This window comes from Geomonas agri, assembly GCF_020179605.1.
Classification (GTDB): Bacteria; Desulfobacterota; Desulfuromonadia; order Geobacterales; family Geobacteraceae; genus Geomonas; species Geomonas agri.
The window spans coordinates 992,860-1,009,439 of sequence record NZ_JAINZO010000001.1 but is presented as its reverse complement, the minus strand read 5'-3'; the positions used below and the strand labels follow the sequence as shown (position 1 = coordinate 1,009,439).

The window sequence follows — 16,580 nt, the reverse complement described above, 5'->3', positions numbered from 1 at the left end:
CGGGAAACCTCTATGGGAAAAGAACTCAAAATAGGGGTACTGATCTCAGGCAGCGGCAGCAACCTGCAGTCGATCATGGACGCCTGCTCGGCCGGCGCCGTCAACGGGCGCGTGGTCTGCGTAATCAGCAACAAGGCGGACGCATACGGCCTGGAAAGAGCCAGGAAGGCGGGCATCCCGGCGCTGCACCTGGACCACCGTGCCTACTCCGGCCGCGAGGCCTATGACGAGGCGCTGGTGGCGACCCTGCGCGAGCTTGACGTGGAACTGGTGGTGCTGGCGGGCTTCATGCGCATCATCACCACGGTACTCTTGGACGCCTTCCCGATGCGGGTCATGAACATCCACCCGGCGCTCCTCCCCGCGTTCCCCGGGCTGCACGCTCAGCGCCAGGCACTGGAATACGGCGCCAAGGTCGCCGGCTGCACCGTCCACTTCGTGGACTGTGGCACCGACACCGGCCCCATCATCCTCCAGGCGGCGGTACCGGTTCTGGAGGGCGACACCGAGGAAACCCTGTGCGCCCGCATCCAGAAAGAAGAACACCGGATCTACCCGGAAGCGGTCCGGCTCTTCTCCGAAGGGCTGTTACAGGTAGACGGCAGGGTAGTCACCATATCAGCATAAGCCCGCACCCAACAGAACATCGAAGCCCCCTGGCCACGCCAGGGGGCTTTTTGTTTGTCTGCCTTTCGGCTGTAACCTCGCCCATGCGCCACGCTGGAGGACGCGGACTACCTGCTGGATGATGGTTTCTAGCGCCACAGTTCGCTAGTGGCAGAAGTTGACCACACGCAAGGAAGGTTAAAGCTGCCGATCCAGTTGCTGGTCCAGCAAATAGAGCCAGGCCAGCAACTCGGCAACTGCCTGGTACAGTTCAGGCGGGATTTCGGCGTCCAGGTCAATCTGCATTAGCATGGCGACCAGTTCGGGAGATTGGTGCACGTAGACGCCGTGCTCCTTGGCGACCGAGATGATCGCTTCGGCACTGATGCCGGCACCCTTGGCGACGACCCTGGGGGCTCCTCCTTCAGCGGGGTTGTAGGCCATGGCCACCGCGCGCTTCATGTCGGACGTTTTCCTAGTCATCCTTGGCCGCCATCTTGTTCAGGTGCAGACCTTGTGCAGCCAACGCGGTACGCAGCTCGCCGCTGGCCTGGCGCATCATTTCGGAGGCGCCGGGACGGTCGCAGACCAGTTCCACGTTAATCCCCTCCGGCGTGAAACGAAGCCTCGCCTTCACCCCGCCCAGGCGCGGCAGTTCCAGTGAGAGGTTCGCCTCGATCCCCTGCTCCCACGGCTCCTCGCTCCCCTCCCCCACCACCAGGCTCATCTGCTGCCCGGGCCATGCCTCTCCCTGCCAGGCGAGCACGCCGGTATTGAGCAGGTGCAGCTGCTCCTTGATGAGCGGCAAGGTACGGCCGTCGGCAATGGCGCCGCCACCCTCCTCACCTGGCGCACCACCCTCCCCCTCGGACAGCAGACGGGACAGCTTTCCCTGTGGCTCCTTGAGTATTTCTTTGAGGGGAAGCCCGCCCAGCGCCCACTGGGCCAGGTGCGACTCGTAAAATAGTCCGTTTTGGGTCAGGCTCGCCTTCAGCCTCCCCGCCAGCTGGGCGGCGGCCTGTTCCGGATGCTCGACCAGCGGTTCGGTTGCCGGCGGCAGCCCAGGCGCGTTCTCAACGACGTCGGCAAGCCACTTCCCCATCGAACTCAGCTGCACGGACTCGGTCTGGGGGCGCAGCATCTGGAAGGTGACGCGGGGATCGGCGGTGACGAAGGTGAGGTCCAGGGTTTCCCCTGGCTGCACGTTAAGCGGGATCTCAAGCTTGTAGAGTTCGCCGGCCACGCGTGCCATGTACAAGCTGTTGGGGAGGTTGGCGATGATCTCCGCCTTGACCTGCTGACCGGGGTTCAGCTGCAGCAGGGAACTGGCGCGCTCCTGCACGTCGGCAGCCGGGGTGACCGCCGTCTTGGCGAGGATGGTCAGTACCTGTTTTTGAGCGTCGTCGTTGATCAACATGTCCGCCCCCAGAAAGGCAAAAGACGAAAGACGTGCTGCATTCTACTTCTACGTTCTACGTTCCTAAACCAGGGGCAAGGGGGCCGGATGCCGGGTGAAAGATTCGATCACGGCACGAGTTCCGTCGCCGGCGCTTTTCTCCGGAAAAACTCCCGCCCACGATGCACGGCGCGGTCCATGTAGTAGTAAACCACCGGCGTGATGTAGAGCGTCAACAGCTGCGACACCAGGAGTCCCCCCACCACCGCCAGACCCAAGGGGCGGCGCCCTTCCGAACTGGCCCCGATGGCAAGCGCAATGGGGAGCGTCCCCATGAGCGCCGCCATGGTGGTCATCATGATGGGACGGAAACGGACCAGGCATCCCTGGTGGATCGCGTCCAGAGGGCTCTTCCGCTCGCGCCTCTGTGCGTCGAGCGCGAAGTCGATCATCATGATGGCGTTCTTCTTCACGATCCCCACCAGCATGATGATGCCGACGAAGGCGTACAGGTCCAGCTCCTTGTGAAACAGCATCAGCGTCAACAGTGCCCCCAGCCCGGCGGAAGGGAGCCCGGACAGGATGGTGATCGGATGCACGTAGCTCTCGTACAGGATCCCGAGCACCAGATAGATCACCACCACGGCGGCCAGCAAGAGGAGCGTGAGCCCCTTGGTCGAGGACTGGAATGCCTGCGCCGCTCCCTGGAAGCCGGTGTTGATCCCGGGCGGGAGCGTGCTCGCCGCCATCTTCTCGACCGCCGCCACCGCCTCGCCCAGGGGGACCCCGGGCTTCACATTGAAGGAGACCGTGACGCTGGTGATCTGCCCCAGGTGGTTCACCGACAACGGCCCCAAAGACTTACTGAGCGTGGTCATGGTCGAGAGCGGCACCAGCGCGCCGGACGACGACCTCACGTAGAGCAGCCCCAGCGCCGAGGGATCGAGCCGGTACTGCGGCTCCAGTTCCAGGATCACCTGGTACTGGTTGGTCGGGGCGAAAATGGTGGAGACCTGCCGGGAGCCGTAGGCGTAGTAAAGCGCGTCCTCGATCTGCTGCGCCGTCACCCCGAGCGCCGTTGCCTTGTCCCGGTCGATCTTCAGGTCGACCTGCGGGTTCTTGAGCTGCAGGTCGCTGGTAACGTCGAGCAGTTGCGGCACCTGCTTCAGCTTCTGCTCGAAGGCGGCCGCACTTTCATAGAGAACCTGGGTGTCCGGGCTTTGCAGCACGAACTGGTACTGGCTCTTGGAAAGCTGGGCTTCCAGCCGGATCGGCGGCGGGTTCTGCATGAATGCCTGGATCCCCGGCACCTCGGCCAGTTTCGGGCGCAACTGCTGGATCACCTGGTCGACCGAATCCTTCCTTTCACTTCTCGGCTTCAACGTGACAAACATGAAGCCAGAATTGGAGCCGACCCGCGACCCCGAGGCGCCGGCCGTGGACATGAACCCCTTGATGTTCTTATTGGCGGCAATCCGCTTGGCGAGTTCCTGCTGGTGGGTCACCATCTCGTCGAAGGAGGCCCCCTGCGCCCCTTCGGTGGTGCAATAAAAAGAGTCGAGGTCCTCGCTAGGGAGCAGCCCCATCGGCATCACCTTGAACAGGTACACAATGACCGCGGTCATCACCAGGGTAACGACAAGGGTGGCGCGGCGGTACCTGAGCACCGTGCTGAGGGTCCTGCTGTAAGCGGCGAGCAGCGCGTCGAAACCACGCTCCAGCAGGAGGTAGAGTCTGCCGTGGCGCTCCTCCGCGGGAGGATGCAAGAAACGGCTGCAGAGCATGGGGGTGAGGGTCAACGAGACCACGCCGGAGATCAGGATGGCACAGGTGATGGTGACCGCGAACTCGTGCAAGAGCCGCCCCAGCATACCGCCCATGAAGAGCACCGGGATGAAGACCGCGACCAGCGAGATGGTCATGGAGACGATGGTGAAGCCGATCTCCTTGGCCCCCTTGAGCGCGGCTTCCATGGGACGCTCCCCTTGTTCCATGTGGCGCACGATGTTTTCCAGCATGACGATGGCGTCGTCGACGACGAAGCCGACCGAGAGGGTGAGCGCCATCAGGGTGATGTTGTTCACCGAGAAATGCATGGCGTACATGGCGGCGAAGGTGCCGATGAGCGAGATGGGGAGCGCAAGGCTCGGAATGACCGTGGCGGAGAGGTTCCTGAGGAACAGGAAGATCACCATGATTACCAGCGCGATGGTGAGCACCAGGGTGAACTTGACGTCGGCCACCGAGTGTCGGATGGCCTGGGAGCGGTCGTAGAGTTCGTGCAGGGTGACCGACCCGGGCAGTTGGTCGCGGAAGCCGGGCAGGAGTTTCTTGATGGAGTCCACCACCTCGATGGTGTTTGTCCCAGGCTGGCGCTGCACGGCGAGGATAATGGCCCGCTCGCTGCCGTTGTACCAGCCGGCGATCTTGTCGTTCTCCACCGAATCGACCACGCTGCCCAGGTCGGAAAGCCGCACCGGCGAACCGCCACGGTAGGCGACGATCAGCGGGCGGTAGGCAGCCGCGTCCAGCAGTTCCCCCTGCGACTGTATCGCGAAGGACTTGCTGGCGTCCTGCAGGGTGCCGGTGGGGAGGTTGACGTTGCCACCGGCGAGCGCCTGGGACACCTCGTCGATGCCGATCTTCCTGGAGGCGAGTGCCATCGGGTTCAACCGCGCCCGGACCGCGTACTTCTGTGCGCCGTAGACCTGCACCTGGGCCACGCCGCTCACCATGGAGATGCGCTGCGCAATCATGGTGTCGGCGTACTCGTTCACCTGGGACAGCGGCAGGGTCTTCGAGCTGAGCACCAGGTAGAGCACCGGCTGGTCTGCGGGATTGACCTTCTGGTACGAGGGAGGCGACGGCATGTCCTGGGGGAGCTGGCGGCTCGCCTTGGTGATGGCGGACTGCACGTCCTGGGCCGCGGCATCTATGTCGCGCTCCAGTGCGAAGCGCAGCGTGATGCGGGTGATCCCCTGGCCGCTGGTGGAGTTCATGGTCTCGATGCCGGCAATGGTGGAGAGCTGACGCTCCAGCGGGGTGGCGACGGCGCTGGCCATGGTCTCCGGGCTCGCCCCCGGCAGGTTCGCGGTGACCTGGATGGTGGGGTAGTCGACGTTGGGGAGGTCGTTCACCGGGAGCAGCTGGTAACCGATCAGGCCCGCCAGCACGATGGCGAGCATGACCAGGCTGGTCATTACCGGGCGCCGGATGAAGAGTTCCGCAAGGTTCATGCGGGAGCCCCGCCCTTCACAGCGACCTTGCCTCCGGGTACCAGTTTCACCTGCCCGTCGGTAACCACCGTCTCACCGGGGGCAAGCCCCTTCTCGATCACGGTCAGGCCGTCGAGTGACGGCCCGGTGCTGACCGGACGCACCTCGGCCGTTGAGTCCGGCTTGACAACGTAGACGAATTCACCCTGCTGCCCGGTCTGGACGGCTCGGGTGGGGACGACGGTGGCGCCCTTCCTGGTGTCGAGGGTGATGGCGACGTTGACGAACTGGCCCGGCCAGAGCGTCTTGCGGGCATTGGCGAAGGTGGCCTTGACCTTGATGGTTCCGGTTGCGGGATCGACCCCGTTATCGAGGAAGGTCACCGTCCCCTGCTCCGCGACGGCACTGCCGGCCACGCGCGCATGGACCGGGAGCTTGCCGCCCATCTTGCCCTTGATGGTGGCCAGGTCCTTTTCCGGCACCGAGAAGGTGACGTAGAGCGGGGTGATCTGGTTGATGGTGACCAGGGGGGTGTCGTTTTCCTTGACCAGATTGCCGGCGTGGGTGGTGAGTCCACCGGTGCGCCCGGACATGGGGGAGCGGATAAAGCAGTATTCGAGCTGCAGCTTGGCGTTGTCCACCGCGGCGCGCAGCGAGGCCACCGAGGCAGAGAGGGAATCGGCATTGGCCTGGAGCTGGTCATACTGCTCGCGGGTCACGATCCCTTCCTGCCAGAGCGAGGCGTAGCGCTTCGCCTGTTCCCTGGCGTTGTTGGCACTGGCGACGTCGCGGGCCAGGTTCGCCTGGGCCTGCGCCAGTTGCGCCTGGAACGGGCGCGGGTCGACGGTGAACAGCAGCGCCCCTTTGGCGACGTCGTCCCCCTCCTTGAACTGCACTCCGGTGATCATTCCGGCGACGCGGGACTTGAGGGCCACGTTGGCGTACGCTTCGACGTTGCCGATGGCGCGCAGCTCGATGGGGACGTCTTTCTGGGAAGCGCGGGCCACGGTCACCGGTGCGGCAGCTTTGGCCTTCGGCTTGTCGGTCTGCTTTGAGCAGCCGGCGACCAGGGGTGCGGACAAAAGTACAAACAACAGGATCTTGGGAAAGAAATGGGCAAAAGAAGGGACGGGCACGCTGTTTTCTCCTTTGCGGCGGGGAGGCTGCACGATTCATAGCACACTCCGCCGGTAATTAGTAGCCAAGAAAGCAGCATTCACACTCTTTCCTTTTTTTCATAAAAATCACAGCACAGCTAAACCTATCGGAACAGCCAGCCGATAAGGATGTGAAGGAAGGTTACGTATCAGATGCACCGACGCGAGGGGGCTTGGCCCAGATGAAACATCCACTGCGCATCCTGATCGTAGACGATTCCCCCGAGGATGCCGTCCTCATCGTCCGACACCTGCAGAAGGAGTTCTCGCCCATCTACGAGCGGGTCGAGACCCCGGACGAGATGAATGACGCGCTGGACCGCGGGGGGTGGCACCTGGTCGTCTCCGACTATGTCATGCCCCGTTTCAGCGGCTTGGGAGCGCTGCAGCTCATGCACGAGCGCTGCATCGACCTCCCCTTCATCATGGTATCCGGCCAGATGGGGGAGGACGCGGCCGTTGAGGCGATGCGCGCCGGCGCTCACGACTACCTGATCAAGGATCGCCTTTCCCGGTTCATCCCTGCCATCAAGCGGGAACTGAGGGAAGCGGTGGTGCGCCGCGAACGGCGCATGGCGGAGGAAGCCCTTTCCGCAACCGAGGCGCGCTTTCAGAGCCTGGTGGAGCAGTCCCTGGTTGGCATTTTCATGCTGCAGGAAGACATCTTCATCTACGCCAACCCTAAGCTCGGGGACATTTTCGGCTACGCGCCCGACGACCTGATCGAAAAGCGCAGCCTCGTGGACCTGGTCGTGGCCGAGGACCAGATCCGGGTCCTGACCCAGTTCCTGCGCCCGCTCAAGGAAGGGAGCGAACCGCTGCACTTCTTCTTCAGGGGCAAGCGGCAGGACGGAGCCGCCATAGACCTGGAGGTCAACGGCACCAGGACCCTGATCAACGGCTCTGACGCCGTAATCGGCACCCTGCTCGACATCACCGAGCGCAGACGCGCCGAGGCCGAATTGAGCAAACTGTGGCAAGCCGTCGAACAGAGCCCCGTGTCGGTGGTGATCACCGACCTGCGTGGCTGCATCGAGTACGTGAACCCGAAATTCATCGAGGTCTGCGGCTACTCGGAGCCGGAACTGATCGGCGTGAAGACCAGTATCCTCAAGTCGGGCAACATGGCCGACGACTTCTACCGCGATCTGTGGCAGACCATCTGCTCCGGCAAGGAGTGGCACGGCGAACTGCACAACCGAAAGAAAAACGGCGACCTCTACTGGGAGAGCTGCTCCATATCTGCGGTGAAGAACCCGGAGGGACAGATCACCCATTTCGTCGGTGTGAAGGAAGACATCACCGAGAGAAAGCTGGTCGTGGACCAGTTGCGTCAGGTCCAGAAAATGGAGGCCGTGGGGCAGTTGGCGGGTGGTATCGCCCACGACTTCAACAACCTGCTTACGGTGATTAACGGGTACAGCACGCTGTTGATCCGGTCCCTGGACGAGAAGTCGCCCATGCACAAGGAGGCGGAACAAATCCTACGCGCCGGCGAGCGGGCCGCCGACCTGACCAGGCAGCTCTTGAGTTTCAGCCGCCGCCAGATCATGGAGCCGCGGGTGCTGGACATCAACCGCCAGGTGAAGGCGGTCCAGAAGATGCTCGAGCGGCTCATCGGCGAGAACATCCGGCTCATCACCGATCTCGCCCCCGACGCCGGGCTGATCAAGATGGACCCCGCGCAGTTGGAACAGATCGTCATGAACCTGGTGGTAAACGCTCGCGACGCCTCCGATACCGGTGGGGTGATCACGGTGGAAACAGGAAACTGCGAGTTGGACGAAAGTTACACGCATCTGCACCCGGGCTCCCAACTGGGGAGCTTCGTCCGCCTGAGCGTTACCGACCGGGGCCAAGGGATGACGGCGGAAGTGAAGCAGCGTCTTTTCGAGCCGTTTTTCACCACCAAGGAGATGGGGCGCGGCACGGGACTGGGGCTTGCCACCGTGTACGGCATCGTCAAGCAGTGCGGCGGCTACATCGAAGTGATCAGCGAACCCGGACAAGGGGCCCGCTTCGACATCTACCTGCCGCGCACCTTGCAAGAGGCGGAATCGCAGGCCAAACATCACCTCGACGAGGAAATCGATACCGACCACACCATTTTGGTGGTCGAGGATGAGCCCGGCGTGCTGAACCTGGTGGTGCACACCCTGAGGATGCGCGGATTCCGGGTGCTTGAGACGACGGACCCCGAACAGGGCATCGTCTTGTTCGACAAGCACGCCGATGAGATCGACATGCTCCTGACCGACGTAGTCATGCCGTTCATGAGCGGCCCCACCCTGGCCGAGCGACTGCTAGCCAAGAAGCCCGGGCTGAAGGTACTTTTTATGTCTGGTCACACAGACAACAGGACCAGCTTTGAGAAAACGCTGGAGAGAGGAATGCAGTTCCTGCCCAAGCCTTTTGCAAGTGACGCCCTGATCAGAAAGGTCAGGGACACATTGCAGGGGACCGGGTCGCAAGAAGCGACGCGGGCGATTCCAGGAGGTAGCAATTGAAAGGGAACATACTGATAGCCGACGACGAGGACATGATCAGAGAACTGATCAACATCACTCTGTCCAAGGAAGGTTTCACGTGTTTCCAGGCCGGCAGTGCCGAAGAAGGCCTGGACATAATCAACAGCCAGCAGTTGGACCTGGCGCTTTTGGACATCATGATGCCAGGGCGCTCGGGTATCGACCTCTTGAAGGATATCAAGCAGGTCTCCCCGGACACCACGGTGCTGATGATCACCGCGATGAACGACATGGACACCGCGCTTTCCTGCATCCACAACGGTGCCGAGGACTACATCACCAAGCCCTTCAACCTGGACCGGGTGCTTTTGACCGTTAAGAACACGCTGGAGAAACGGCGCCTGATCATGGAGAACAAAGAGTACCAGGCCAACCTGGAACTCAAGGTCCGCGAGCAGACCGAGGTGATCCGGGCCGTCATGGGCGAGATCAACCTCGCCTACGAGCACACCCTGGCAGCGCTGATTCGGGCGCTGGACGCGAGGGAAAAGGAGGTCGGGTCGCACTCGGAACGGGTAATGGCGTACACCTGCCTGCTTGCTGAGCGGGCCGGTATCGGGCCGGAAGAACGGATCATCATGGGCAAGGGAGCCCTTTTGCACGACATCGGCAAGATCGGCGTATCGGACAACATCCTCCTGAAGCCAGGAAAACTCGATGACGAGGAATGGAAGGTCATGCGCCAGCACCCCAAGATCGGCTACGACATTCTCGCCGGGATCAAGTACTTCACCGACGCCGCCGAACTGGTGCTGTTCCATCACGAGCGTTACGACGGCGCCGGCTACCCCCACCGCGTCGCCGGCGACGCCATCCCCATCAGCGCCCGCATCTTCTCGCTGGTAGACACCCTGGACGCCATGACCTCCGACCGTCCCTACCGCAAGGCCCTCACCTTCCAGGCGGTGCTGGACGAAGTGGTGCGCTGCTCGGGCCAGCAGTTCGACCCGAAGCTGGTGGACGTGTTCCTCTCCATACCCAAGGAGGATTGGGAAATGGCGGCCGGTAAGACACTGTAACAAAACCCATTTGGAACCTCAACCCCTCCCCCGGAGGGGGAGGGGTAGGGAGGGGGATTTCCCGTTGACATCCCCTCTCCAGGGGGAGGAAGAAATAAAAAGAGCCGGCGGACCATCAGGTCGCCGGCTCTTCTTATTCATTTCTTACCACCAGGCTTCTAGGCCTGCTCGCCCGTCCCGATCCGGTAGCGCTCCAGTCGGTCGCGCAGCGTGTTGCGGCTGATGCCGAGCAGCTTGGCAGCGAAAACCTGGTTGTTGTTGCTCTTCTCCATCGCCATGTGGATCAGCGCCTTCTCAAGCCCCATGTTGACGCTCTCGTAGATGGCGCCCTTGTTTTTCTGGCAGATGCCATCAAAAACAGGTTCCAGCATGCTCCAGAATACCTCGTAGTAATCATCCCCTACCACATCGAGGTCCACTTCTTTGAAACCGGCCTTGGCAGTCAGGAACGACTCGAAGTCGCCGGGCACGAGGATGTCGCCACGGCAGAAGACCACGGCCGAGTTGATGACGTTCTTCAGTTCCCTGATGTTCCCCTCGAACTGGTGGTTCATCAAGAGTGCCATGGTTTCGGGGGCCACCCCCTTTACGTTTTTGCCGTACTTCTTAGCGAACTTCTTGACGAAGAGGTCGACCAGGAGCGGTATGTCCTCGATCCGGTCCCGCAGCGGCGGCAGGAAAAAGTTCACCACGCGCAGACGGTAGAAGAGGTCCATCCGGAAGGACTTCTCCTTGACGGAGGTCAACAGCGAACGGTTGGTGGCGGCAATGACCCGGACGTCGACCTTGATGGTCTCGTTCCCCCCTACCCGCTCGAACTCCTGGTTCTCGAGAACGCGCAGGAACTTGCCTTGGTTGGCGGGGCTCATCTCGCCGACTTCATCGAGGAAGATGGTGCCGCCGTTGCATTGTTCGAATTTACCGATGCGGCGGGAATGGGCGTCAGTGAAGGCCCCCTTCTCGTGGCCGAACAGTTCGGACTCGAGCAGTGCCTCGGGGAGCGCCGCGCAGTTGACCGCCAGAAAGGGGCGGTTCTTGCGGCGGGAGTTGTTGTAGATGGCACGGGCCAGCAGTTCCTTGCCGGTCCCCGATTCGCCCTGGATAAGCACGGCGGCGTCGGAATCGGCAACGGTCCCCACCATTTTCCAGATCTCGATCATCTCCGGGGAGGAACCGATCATCAGGTCCTCGGTGAGATCCTCCTCGGCCTGGGGGCGTTCCTTGGTGTAGCGCACCTTGCGGCTCAGGAGGTTGCACTCCAGCGCCTTCTTGACCGCCCCCTTCAGCTTGTTCATGTCGAAAGGCTTGGTCACGTAGTCGAAGGCACCGTGTTTCATAGCCTCGATGGCATTCTGGGTGGTCTTGTAGCCGGTTGCCATGATCACGGCGAGGCCGGGATCGATTTTCTTGGCTTCCTTGAGCACCTCGATGCCGGACTTCTGGGGGAGGCTGATATCCATGATAGCCACGTTGGGACGATCAGCGATGACGCGCTTCAATGCTCCTTCGCTGTCGCTTTCCAGCAGCAGTTCGTATTCCTCGCCCGTGAAGATAGTCTTCAGCATGAGCAGGATGTCGTGATCGTCATCCAGAATAAGCAGTTTAGCAGGCATGGCCGCCCTCCCGATGGGCTATTATAATCCGCACCGACCTTTTGCCAAGGCGGGCGTAGTAAAGTCTCTACCAGTTACGCAAGATGATAGCAAAAGAACCGCCCTTTTTGGAGAAGCGGTTCTCTTGGTTTACTTCAAAAGATCGAAACGATTACTGGTCGTCGTCTTCGTAATCGTCATCACCGAATGCGTCAAGGTCGTCAGCTTCCTCGTCTTCCTCATCAAACTCGTCCGCAAGGTACTGCGGGCGGTCATCCTCTTCCTTAATGGCCTCGAAGCGAGACAGGATGACGGGGTTGGTGCAGAAACGCCCTTCCTTGCAGGTGCACGTGTCGAGATCGCACAGATCGAAGAGCTGAATCTCGCTGCACAACCTTTTGGTACTAGTATCCATTTCTTACCTCTAAGAATTGCGGTCAATACTTTTATCGCCCTGGCGCGTGACAACTTTAGCAGAAATTACTTTCAGGGCGATTAATCCTACAACAAAAAACTACCCGTTGACAAATGATGCAGCAGCGATCTGTTCCTACGCCGATTCGACCAGGAAGTCGGTGGCAATCTTGACGTCGGCCTTGCAGCCGATGTAGATCGGCGCCCTCTGGTCCAGCGACTCGGGAACGATGTCGAGAATAGGGATTTTACCGTTGCTGGCGGCGCCGCCGGCGTGCTCGACGATGAACGCCATCGGATTGAGCTCGAACAGCACGCGCAGCTTGCCGTTGGGCGAGCCCTTGAGCGCGGGGTACATGAAGAGTCCCTTCCCTTTCATCAACACCTGGTTGATGTCGGGCACGAAGCCACCGGAGTAACGCAGCTTGCACCCCTTGGCTTCCAGGTGGCGGATGAACTTCTCGTCGCCGTCGTTGTACTTGTTCCTCAAGCCGCCGGGGGCGTAGATGTTCCCTTCTTCCTGCATCCTGATGTTCTCGCGGGTCAGGGTGAACTCCATCAGGTTGTTCATGGTGAACTCGTGCACGCCGTCGCCCACGGTATAGACCAGGGAGACCCTCGGTCCGTAGAGGATGTACATGGCGGCGACCTGGTTGCGGCCCGGCTGGAGCAGATCACACCCCTCGTAGATGGAGACGATGGTGCCGACGGCGAGGTTCACGTCCACAAGGGAGGAACCATCCAAGGGATCGTAGGCGACGGAGTAGAGGCCGTCGGCGCTCGCCTGGGCCTGGTAGATCTCGTCCATCTCCTCGGAGGCGATGTTGCAGACCACGCCGGAGTGGATCAGGCGCTTCCTCATGATGCGGTCGGAGAGCACATCGAGGGCGAGTTGCTCCTCGCCGTACAGGTTCGAGGTACCGGCGACGCCCAGGTCACCGGTGCGCACCGCGTTGATGACGTATTTGCTGGCCTCAGCTATCTCACAGATGAGGTGGACGAGGTTGTCGCTGATGTTCTGACCGCGCAGATGACGGCGCAGTTCAATCTGGAATTTCGACGTTCCCGGTGCAGCAGGCATAGGTCCCTCCAAGATTAAATTAAAATTATTTTACGACCCGGTAGAGTATGTCAAAAAAGGGGACAAATCAAGCAAAAAAAGGGTGAAATCGGTAAACCTGAAGAGGCCACTTGGTAAACAAAATTGACCACATAGTGAGAGCAATAGGTTATGAGTTCCCACGCTCACGCTGTGCAAATTTAGGAGAAATTGTGAGGGTGAGTCCGGACATTAAAAAGCGCCTGCACTCATAAAAAGTGCAGGCGCCATGGTTACCTCAGTTGCTTCTGTAGAGGCGAATAATCATTCGCCCTTCCCTGCCAGCTTATGCGACCCAGTCGTCGTCCTCCTCGACCGGTGCGAAGCCGCGACGCATGGTGTTCTCGGTGACCACCCTCGGGTCCATGAAGTGCAGCAGGTAGTCGTGCCCGCCCGCCTTGGTGCCGACACCGGACATCTTGGAGCCGCCGAAGGGCTGGCGGCCGACGAGAGCACCGGTGTTGTTGCGGTTCAGGTACAGGTTGCCGACGCGGAACTGGCGACGGGCCTGGGCCAAGTGCTCCGGGCTCCTGGAGAAGACGCCGCCGGTCAGGGCGAACTTGGTGGAGTTGGCCCACTCGATGGCCTGGTCGAAGTCTTTCGCGCGCATCACGGCCAGGACCGGTCCGAAGATCTCCTCCTGGGCGAGCCTGTGCTCCGGCTTGATGCCGCCGATGATGGTCATCGGGACGTAGTAGCCGCCGTCGCTGGGCACCTTGCTCTCGTAGAGCACGTGCCCTTCCTTCTTGCCGATCTCGGCGTATTCCTTGATGGTCTTCATCGCCTTGTCGTCAGCGACTGCGCCCATGTAGTTGGCCGGGTCCTCGGAGGGGCCGACCAGGGTCGCCTGAGCCATGGAGACCAGGCGCTCGACGAATTTGTCGTACACTGCGTCGAGCACGATGACGCGGGAGCAGGCCGAGCACTTCTGCCCCTGGAAGCCAAAGGCGGAGTACAGCACGTGCGGTACCGCCTCGTCCAGGTCGGCATCGTCGTCGATGATGATGGCGTTCTTGCCGCCCATCTCGCAGACGATCTTCTTGACGTTCTCCTGGCCCGGGTAGACCTTGGCGGCGCGGTCGATGATCCTGAGGCCGACTTCCATGGAACCGGTGAAGGCGATCAGAGAGACGTCGGGGCTGTCCACCAGGAAGTCGCCCATGACCGAGCCGCGGCCCGGGGTGTAGTTGAAGACGCCTTCCGGCAGGCCCGCCTCGCGGAACAGTTCCACGATGTGGTAGCCGATGACCGAGGTGAGGCCGGAGGGCTTGAACACGACGCAGTTCCCGGCCACGATGGCGGCGGAGGTCATGCCGAGGCTGATGGCCAGCGGGAAGTTCCACGGTGCGATGACCGCGGCGACGCCTTTTGGCTCGTAGAAGTAGTGGTTCAGTTCGCCCGGAGCGTTGCCCACGCGTTTCGGGGTGCCCAGGGTGATCATCTCGCGGGCGTAGTACTCGAGGAAGTCGATCGCCTCGCAGACGTCGGCATAAGCCTGGTCCCACTGCTTGCCGACTTCGAGCACCTGCCATGCGGAGAGTTCGAAGATGCGGCGGCGGGCAATGGCGGCAGCCTTGATCAGGTACTGGGCGCGGTCTTTCGGCTCGGTGTCGCGCCATGCCGGGAAGGCTTTCTTGGCTGCCGAGATGGCATCGCCTACTTCCTTGGTGCCGGCCTGGCAGATAACACCGACGGTCTCGGACGGCTTGTTCGGGTTCACCGACGGGATGGTGTCGGCGGTCTTCACTTCCTTACCGTTGATGAAGAGCGGATAAGTCTTGCCGAGCTGTTTCCTCACGTCGGCGATCTCTTTCGGGAACGCGGCGCGGTGATCGGCGCGGGTGAAGTCGACCATGGCCTCGTTGTAGAACGGCTTCAGACCGCCAGGCCCCTTGGCTTCCGGCTTCTTGGCGGCGGCGCGTGCAGCGCGCTCGCGCTGGACGGTGACCTCCGGGTCCTCGAGCAGGCGCTCGATCTGCGCGTCCTCAGCGAAGCTCTGGCGCAGGAAGGATTCGTTGGCGGTGTTCTCCAGCAGGCGGCGCACCAGGTAACCCATGCCCGGCACCATGTCGCCGTACGGGCAGTAGAGACGGATACGGCCAGCAACCTTGAGAATGCCCCTTCTGACCGGCTCGGCCATACCGTAGAGCACCTGGAACTCGTAACGCTCGTCGGGAACGTTCAGTTCCTTGGCCATCTCCATGACCGCGGAGATGGTCCTGATGTTGTGGGAAGCGCAGGCGAAGTGGCAGATGTCGAAGCTCTCCAGGATCATCTTGGCCTGGCGCTCGTACGCGGCGTCGGACTCTGCCTTGATGGTCCAGACCGGGATCGCCCAGTCGTTCTGCTTGGCCTTGACGGTTTCCATATCCCAGTAGGCGCCCTTCACCAGGCGGATGGAGATCTTCACATTTTTCTGGCGCGCCCAGGTGAGGAGTTCCGGGAGATCCTTGTCGGTGTCCACCAGGTAAGCCTGGAGTACGATGCCGAACTGGTCGTAGTTGGGGAACTCCAGCTTAAGGCGCTTGTACACCTCGATGATGATGTCCTTGTGGCGGTAGGACTCCATGTCGATGCAGAGGAAGCCGTCCAGCTCCATGACCTTCTGGGCGATCTTCCTGACGCGGTCCAGGATGGCCACTACGGAGCCTTCGAAGTCCTGCGGGTTGGCAAGGCAGAAGAGTGCGGTCGGCTTGACGGCGACGTTGACCTTCGGTGCGTGGCCCCAATCGAGGTTGCTGTCGCCACCCTTGCCCGGCAGCGGTTTCCAGTCTTTGTATTCCTTCTTGAGCGAGTCGAGCAGCTCAAGGTAGGTGTTCATGTAGATGTCCGCTTCCTTCTCGGAAAGCGTCGCCTCACCCAGCACGTCCACGACGAACGCGAAGCCGTCCTTCCTCAGGCGCTCCATGTTCTTGATGGCTTCCTTGGTGTTCTCGCCCACGATGAACTGGCGGGCCATCTCCTGGATGTTGGTGGTGAGGAACTTGTTCAGCACGGCCCCACCGAAGGAGCCGAGCATGCCGGCAACCTTGGCGCCGGTGGAGAGAACCGGCGGCATATCCTTCTCTTCGCCGAAGTATTCGCGAATGTGGTCGGTAAGGAGCTTGCCGGTGGTAAGAGACGGGAAGACGTCGACAAAGCGGAACATCTGGATCTTGAAGGTTTCGTTCTGCATGCTCCAGTCCATCACCTTGCCCATCCAGGCCCCCTTGTTGAAGAGGGACGGCTTTTCACCGGAGATGGTGGAGAAGAACTCCTTGCCCCGTGCAATAACTCTGTTGTTCAGTTCGGTGTTGTTCATCCAAAGGCTCCTTTATTACAGGTTGTTCCAAGAGGAAATCATAAACGTGTAAAGCTAGAGCACAAGCTGTGCCATCTAGTATACGATTTCGTTCTTGCTGGAGACGTGATGGCGGCCGGCAGGATCGGAACAGCAGTCAGAAAATGCGTGTTAACCGGCTAAACAGCCGGAAGTATTATAACATTGATGGAAGGGAAGGTAATGAGTGAGACAAAAGGATTTAAAGGAGGGGAAATGGGAGGTAGATGATCGA

At 61.1% G+C, this 16,580-nt stretch carries 11 protein-coding genes; 3 read left to right on the top strand and 8 right to left on the bottom strand.

Annotation, left to right across the window (positions count from 1 at the left end):
* Window positions 1-12: 12 nt before the first annotated feature.
* The gene (gene purN, locus K7R21_RS04355) at window positions 13-627 is read left to right on the top strand and encodes a phosphoribosylglycinamide formyltransferase (protein ID WP_224982061.1); all 615 of its coding nucleotides are present in this window, start codon (window positions 13-15) and stop codon (window positions 625-627) included.
* Window positions 628-804: 177 nt separating this feature from the next.
* Here purN and K7R21_RS04350 read toward each other — a convergent pair whose 3' ends face one another.
* The 4 genes from K7R21_RS04350 to K7R21_RS04335 all read right to left on the bottom strand — a co-directional run bounded on the left by K7R21_RS04350 (window position 805) and on the right by K7R21_RS04335 (window position 6,353).
* The gene (locus K7R21_RS04350) at window positions 805-1,089 is read right to left on the bottom strand and encodes an EscU/YscU/HrcU family type III secretion system export apparatus switch protein (protein WP_224982060.1); all 285 of its coding nucleotides are present in this window, start codon (window positions 1,087-1,089) and stop codon (window positions 805-807) included.
* Entirely contained in the window at window positions 1,082-2,023 is a 942-nt protein-coding gene (gene fliK, locus K7R21_RS04345) for a flagellar hook-length control protein FliK (protein ID WP_224982059.1), read from the bottom strand. Before fliK ends, K7R21_RS04350 begins: the two co-directional genes overlap by 8 nt.
* Before the next feature lie 107 nt (window positions 2,024-2,130).
* The gene (locus tag K7R21_RS04340) at window positions 2,131-5,238 is read right to left on the bottom strand and encodes an efflux RND transporter permease subunit (protein WP_224982058.1); all 3,108 of its coding nucleotides are present in this window, start codon (window positions 5,236-5,238) and stop codon (window positions 2,131-2,133) included.
* Window positions 5,235-6,353 (bottom strand): efflux RND transporter periplasmic adaptor subunit, encoded by a 1,119-nt coding sequence (locus K7R21_RS04335; RefSeq protein ID WP_224982057.1) that lies wholly within the window; start codon window positions 6,351-6,353, stop codon window positions 5,235-5,237. The genes K7R21_RS04340 and K7R21_RS04335 overlap by 4 nt, the downstream gene beginning before the upstream one ends.
* A gap of 203 nt (window positions 6,354-6,556) precedes the next feature.
* Here K7R21_RS04335 and K7R21_RS04330 point away from each other — a divergent pair, with 203 nt between their 5' ends.
* Together K7R21_RS04330 and K7R21_RS04325 are read left to right on the top strand one after the other, a co-directional pair.
* Window positions 6,557-8,881 carry a PAS domain S-box protein gene (locus K7R21_RS04330; RefSeq protein WP_224982056.1) on the top strand — a complete coding sequence of 775 codons (2,325 nt, stop codon included), beginning with the start codon at window positions 6,557-6,559 and terminating at the stop codon, window positions 8,879-8,881.
* Entirely contained in the window at window positions 8,878-9,921 is a 1,044-nt protein-coding gene (locus tag K7R21_RS04325) for a response regulator (protein WP_224982055.1), read from the top strand. The genes K7R21_RS04330 and K7R21_RS04325 overlap by 4 nt, the downstream gene beginning before the upstream one ends.
* A 158-nt stretch (window positions 9,922-10,079) precedes the next feature.
* On the opposite strand, the gene K7R21_RS04320 is transcribed toward K7R21_RS04325, so the two are convergent.
* From K7R21_RS04320 to pruA, 4 genes are all read right to left on the bottom strand, one after another.
* Complete coding sequence (locus K7R21_RS04320) at window positions 10,080-11,534, bottom strand: sigma-54-dependent transcriptional regulator (RefSeq protein WP_224982054.1); 1,455 nt, start codon at window positions 11,532-11,534, stop codon at window positions 10,080-10,082.
* 151 nt (window positions 11,535-11,685) lie between these two features.
* Entirely contained in the window at window positions 11,686-11,928 is a 243-nt protein-coding gene (locus tag K7R21_RS04315; RefSeq protein ID WP_224982053.1) for a hypothetical protein, read from the bottom strand.
* A gap of 135 nt (window positions 11,929-12,063) precedes the next feature.
* On the bottom strand, window positions 12,064-13,008 hold the full coding sequence (locus K7R21_RS04310; protein ID WP_224982052.1) for a class 1 fructose-bisphosphatase: 945 nt from the start codon (window positions 13,006-13,008) through the stop codon (window positions 12,064-12,066).
* A 304-nt stretch (window positions 13,009-13,312) separates the two neighbouring features.
* Window positions 13,313-16,327 (bottom strand): L-glutamate gamma-semialdehyde dehydrogenase, encoded by a 3,015-nt coding sequence (pruA, locus tag K7R21_RS04305; RefSeq protein WP_224982051.1) that lies wholly within the window; start codon window positions 16,325-16,327, stop codon window positions 13,313-13,315.
* Window positions 16,328-16,580 lie beyond the last annotated feature (253 nt).